Here is a 4,934-nt window from a genome sequence, read left to right as displayed (position 1 = left end):
CCGGGGCAGCGGACGGCCCGGCGACCCTGCGCCGGGCGTTGGCCAATATGGCCAGCCATCAGGGTCATGACCGCTGCGTGGATATGGGCACCATCAGCGTCGACGGCGAGCAGTTAGAAGCCGCGCATCAGGCGCTGCGCGAGGCGGTGGCCGACTGTCAGCGGGCGGGTAAACGCACGCTGGTCCTGGGCGGCGGCCACGAGACGGCCTTCGGCCACGGCGCTGGGGTACTGGATGCCTTCCCAGGCGAAAAAGTGGGCATTATTAATCTCGATGCGCATCTGGATCTGCGCTTTGCCGACTGCGCCAGCTCCGGGACGCCGTTCCGCCAGTTGGCGCTGGAGTGTGACGCGCAGCAGCGCGGTTTTCACTATACCTGCATCGGGGTTAGCCGGGCGGCGAACACCCAGGCGCTATGGGATGAAGCGGCGCGCCGCCAGGTGGCTATCGTTGAAGATCTGGAGGTGCTGACAGCCTTCGAAACTCGCGTGTTGCCGGAGCTTGAGCGCAATATCGCGCAATTCGACCGCCTGTATATGACTATCGATCTCGACGTGCTGCCGGCGCGAGAAATGCCGGCGGTATCGGCCCCGGCGGCGCTGGGCGTGCCGCTGGGCACGCTGCTGCGCATCGTTGAGCCGCTGTGCCGCAGCGGTAAGCTGCAGGCGGTGGATCTGGTGGAGTTTAACCCGCTGTTTGACATTGACGGTCAGGGCGCTCGCGCGGCGGCCCGTGTGGCATGGCAAATCGCCCATTGGTGGCGCTAGCGATCCGCGCTATTATTTTCGTTTCGCCGCTCCGCTTATTACGCATAAGGAAAGCCAGGCCATGTTTGCACAACAACCTCGTTCCGCGCCCGCGCCTTTCTATGAAAAGGTGAAGCAGGCGATCAGCGAAAAGATCCACAGCGGCGTCTGGCGACCGCATGACCGTATCCCGTCGGAAGCTGAGCTGGTGGCCCAGTTCGGCTTCAGCCGGATGACCATCAATCGCGCGCTGCGCGAGCTGACGGACGAAGGCCTGCTGGTCAGGTTGCAAGGGGTGGGAACCTTTGTCGCCGAGCCGAAAGGGCAGTCGGCGCTGTTCGAGGTGCGCAGTATTGCCGCAGAAATTGTCGCCCGTCACCATCAGCACCGCTGTGAGGTACTCCTGCTTGAGGAGACCCGGGCGGATCATATTCAGGCGACGGCGCTCAGCGTCCCGGAAGGCACCCGCATCTTTCACTCGCTGATGGTGCATTACGAAAACGAGGTGCCGGTGCAAATCGAAGATCGCTGCGTCAATGCCGCAGTGGTACCGGACTATCTGCATCAGGACTACACCGCCACCACGCCCCATGATTACCTGTCGCTGATCGCACCGTTAACCGAAGGTGAACATATTGTTGAAGCGGTGCAGGCCACGGCGGAAGAGTGCGCGCTGCTGCATATTCACGCCCACGATCCGTGCCTGCTGATCCGTCGTCGCACCTGGTCGACAACCCACATCGTCTCCCACGCGCGCCTGCTGTTCCCCGGTAGCCGATATCGTCTGCAGGGGCGCTTTGGCTCCTGATCCACGCTGGCGTCAGCAAAACGTGATTGCTGACGCAATATAACAAAATTGTATCATTTCTGTTAAATCCTGGCTTGCGCATGCTTGTATAGACAAGTATATGTATCTACGTAAACAACGTTCATTGTCAGGAGAAACCCCGATGTCGCAAAGCAAATATCGCCAGCTGGACGTCCGTGCGCCAAGAGGCACGACGCTGACCGCGAAGAGCTGGCTGACCGAAGCCCCGCTGCGTATGTTAATGAATAACCTTGATCCCGATGTCGCCGAAAACCCGCACGAGCTGGTGGTCTATGGCGGTATTGGTCGCGCAGCGCGCAACTGGGAATGCTATGACGCTATCGTGAAGGCGCTGAAGAACCTGGAAAGCGATGAAACCCTGCTGGTGCAGTCCGGGAAGCCGGTGGGCGTATTCAAAACCCATGAAAACTCACCGCGTGTGCTGATCGCCAACTCCAACCTGGTCCCGCACTGGGCCACCTGGGAACACTTTAACGAGCTGGATGCCAAAGGGCTGGCGATGTACGGCCAGATGACCGCCGGCAGCTGGATCTACATCGGCAGCCAGGGCATCGTGCAGGGTACCTACGAAACCTTCGTCGAAGCCGGTCGCCAGCACTACCAGGGCAGCCTGAAAGGCCGCTGGGTATTAACCGCCGGTCTGGGCGGCATGGGCGGCGCGCAGCCGCTGGCCGCGACGCTGGCCGGCGCCTGCTCGCTGAACATCGAATGTCAGCAGAGCCGCATCGATTTCCGTCTGCGTACCCGCTACGTGGATGAGCAAGCCACCTCGCTGGATGACGCCCTGGCGCGCATCAAAAAATACACCGCCGAAGGGCGGGCCATCTCTATCGCGCTGTGCGGCAACGCCGCGGAGATCGTACCGGAGCTGGTGAAGCGCGGCGTGCGCCCGGATATGGTCACCGACCAGACCAGCGCCCACGACCCGCTGCATGGCTATCTGCCGAAAGGCTGGAGCTGGGAAGAGTATCAGCAGAAAGCCGAATCCGACCCGCAGGGCACTATTCTGGCGGCGAAACGCTCGATGGCCGATCACGTGCAGGCGATGCTGGCCTTCCATGAGATGGGGGTCCCAACCTTCGACTACGGCAACAACATCCGCCAGATGGCGCAGGAAGTGGGCGTCAGCAACGCCTTCGATTTCCCGGGCTTCGTGCCGGCCTATATCCGCCCGCTGTTCTGCCGCGGTATCGGCCCGTTCCGCTGGGTAGCGCTGTCCGGCGATCCGCAGGATATCTACAAAACCGACGCGAAAGTGAAAGAGATCATCAAAGATGATCAGCATCTGCACCACTGGCTGGATATGGCGCGCGAGCGCATCAGCTTCCAGGGACTGCCGGCGCGTATCTGCTGGGTCGGTCTGGAGTGGCGGCAAAAACTCGGTCTGGCGTTTAACGAAATGGTGCGCAGCGGCGAAGTCTCCGCGCCGATCGTCATTGGCCGGGATCACCTTGACTCCGGCTCCGTCGCCAGCCCGAACCGCGAAACCGAAGCGATGCGCGATGGTTCTGATGCGGTCTCCGACTGGCCGCTGCTCAACGCCCTGCTCAATACCGCCAGCGGCGCGACCTGGGTGTCGCTGCACCACGGCGGCGGGGTAGGCATGGGCTTCTCGCAACACTCCGGGATGGTTATCGTCTGCGATGGTACCGATGAAGCGGCGGCGCGTATCGCCCGCGTCCTGCACAACGACCCGGCGACCGGCGTAATGCGTCATGCCGACGCGGGGTATGAGATTGCCATTGAATGCGCAGCAGAACAGGGTCTGAATCTTCCGATGGTGGCGGCAACGCAGGGGAACGCTAAATGAAATCTTTAACTTTGATCCCGGGTCAACTCAGCCTGTCGCAGCTCCGCGACGTTTACAGCCACCCGGTAAATATTACCCTCGACAGCGGCGCGTTTGCCGCCATTGACGAGAGCGTGGCCTGCGTCAACGCCATCCTTGCCGAAGGGCGTACCGCCTACGGCATCAACACCGGTTTTGGCCTGCTGGCGCAAACCCGTATCTCGACGGAAGATCTGGAGAACCTGCAGCGTTCGCTGGTGCTGTCCCATGCGGCGGGCGTTGGCGAGCCGCTGGACGATGATCTGACGCGGCTGATTATGGTGCTGAAGATTAACAGCCTGTCCCGCGGTTTCTCCGGGATCCGCCTGAGCGTGATCCAGGCGCTGATTGGCCTGGTGAATGCCGGCGTGACGCCGTGGATCCCGGCCAAAGGCTCCGTCGGCGCTTCCGGCGACCTCGCGCCACTGGCGCATATGTCGTTAACCCTGCTCGGAGAAGGTAAAGCGCGGGTACGCGGCGGCGAATGGCTGCCGGCCACCGAAGCGCTGCGTCAGGTGGGGCTGGAGCCGATTACCCTGGCGGCGAAAGAGGGGCTGGCGCTACTCAACGGCACCCAGGCCTCGACCGCTTTTGCCCTGCGCGGTCTGTTCGAAGCCGAGGATCTGTTCGCCTCCGCGGTCGTCTGCGGGGCGTTAACCACCGAAGCGGCGCTGGGCTCACGTCGTCCGTTTGATGCGCGCATCCATGAAGTGCGCGGCCAGCGCGGGCAGATTGATGCGGCGGCGCTGTATCGCCACCTGCTGACCGACGATAGCGCGATCTCGCAGTCGCACCATAACTGCAGCAAGGTGCAGGACCCGTACTCCCTGCGCTGCCAGCCGCAGGTGATGGGCGCCTGCCTGACGCAGATCCGCCAGGCGGCTGAGGTGCTGCTGGCTGAAGCCAACGCGGTCTCCGATAACCCGCTGGTCTTTGCCGCCGAAAATGACGTCATCTCCGGCGGTAACTTCCATGCCGAACCGGTGGCGATGGCCGCGGATAATATCGCGCTGGCGATCGCCGAAATCGGCTCGCTCTCCGAGCGCCGCATCGCGCTGATGATGGACAGCCATATGTCGCAGCTGCCGCCGTTCCTCGTCAAAAATGGCGGCGTCAACTCCGGGTTTATGATTGCCCAGGTCACGGCGGCGGCCTTAGCCAGTGAAAACAAAGCGCTGTCGCACCCGCATAGCGTTGACAGCCTGCCCACCTCCGCGAACCAGGAAGACCATGTTTCCATGGCGCCGGCTGCCGGTCGCCGCCTGTGGGCGATGGCCGAGAACACCCGCGGGGTGCTGGCCGTTGAGTGGCTGGCGGCGGCGCAGGGGCTGGATATGCGCGAAGGACTGACCACCAGTCCGCTGCTGGAAGAGGCGCGTCACTTGCTGCGCGAACGCGTGCCGCACTATACGCAGGATCGCTACTTCGCCCCGGATATCGATAACGCCATTGCGCTTCTGGCGGCCCGTCACCTGACGCGTCTGCTGCCTGCCGTACTGCATTAATCACCGTTGTTCTCTGTACCCGCGTC

General features: G+C 62.5%; 4 protein-coding genes. All 4 read left to right on the top strand.

Translation table 11 applies throughout. The features are described from left to right. Positions 1-767: formimidoylglutamase (hutG, locus tag HMPREF9538_RS11290; protein WP_009485369.1), on the top strand; the 767-nt coding region annotated here is incomplete at its 5' end. Between the two features lie 61 nt (positions 768-828). Then, positions 829-1,554, top strand: coding sequence for a histidine utilization repressor (locus tag HMPREF9538_RS11295; protein WP_002895358.1), 726 nt, complete (start codon positions 829-831; stop codon positions 1,552-1,554). Positions 1,555-1,696: 142 nt separating this feature from the next. After that, positions 1,697-3,385 (top strand): urocanate hydratase, encoded by a 1,689-nt coding sequence (gene hutU, locus HMPREF9538_RS32910; protein WP_004151699.1) that lies wholly within the window; start codon positions 1,697-1,699, stop codon positions 3,383-3,385. Further along, on the top strand, positions 3,382-4,908 hold the full coding sequence (gene hutH / locus HMPREF9538_RS11305) for a histidine ammonia-lyase (protein WP_002895420.1): 1,527 nt from the start codon (positions 3,382-3,384) through the stop codon (positions 4,906-4,908). The genes hutU and hutH overlap by 4 nt, the downstream gene beginning before the upstream one ends. Positions 4,909-4,934 lie beyond the last annotated feature (26 nt).

Origin of the sequence: Klebsiella sp. MS 92-3 (assembly GCF_000195655.1) — a bacterium.
Lineage (GTDB): Bacteria > Pseudomonadota > Gammaproteobacteria > Enterobacterales > Enterobacteriaceae > Klebsiella > Klebsiella pneumoniae.
This window is presented reverse-complemented; position numbering and strand designations above follow the sequence as displayed.

Coding starts and splice junctions, on each gene's coding strand:
- HMPREF9538_RS11295 (WP_002895358.1), top strand. CDS start 829: ATGTTTGCACAACAACCTCGTTCCGCGCCCGCGCCTTTCTATGAAAAG.
- hutU (WP_004151699.1), top strand. CDS start 1,697: ATGTCGCAAAGCAAATATCGCCAGCTGGACGTCCGTGCGCCAAGAGGC.
- hutH (WP_002895420.1), top strand. CDS start 3,382: ATGAAATCTTTAACTTTGATCCCGGGTCAACTCAGCCTGTCGCAGCTC.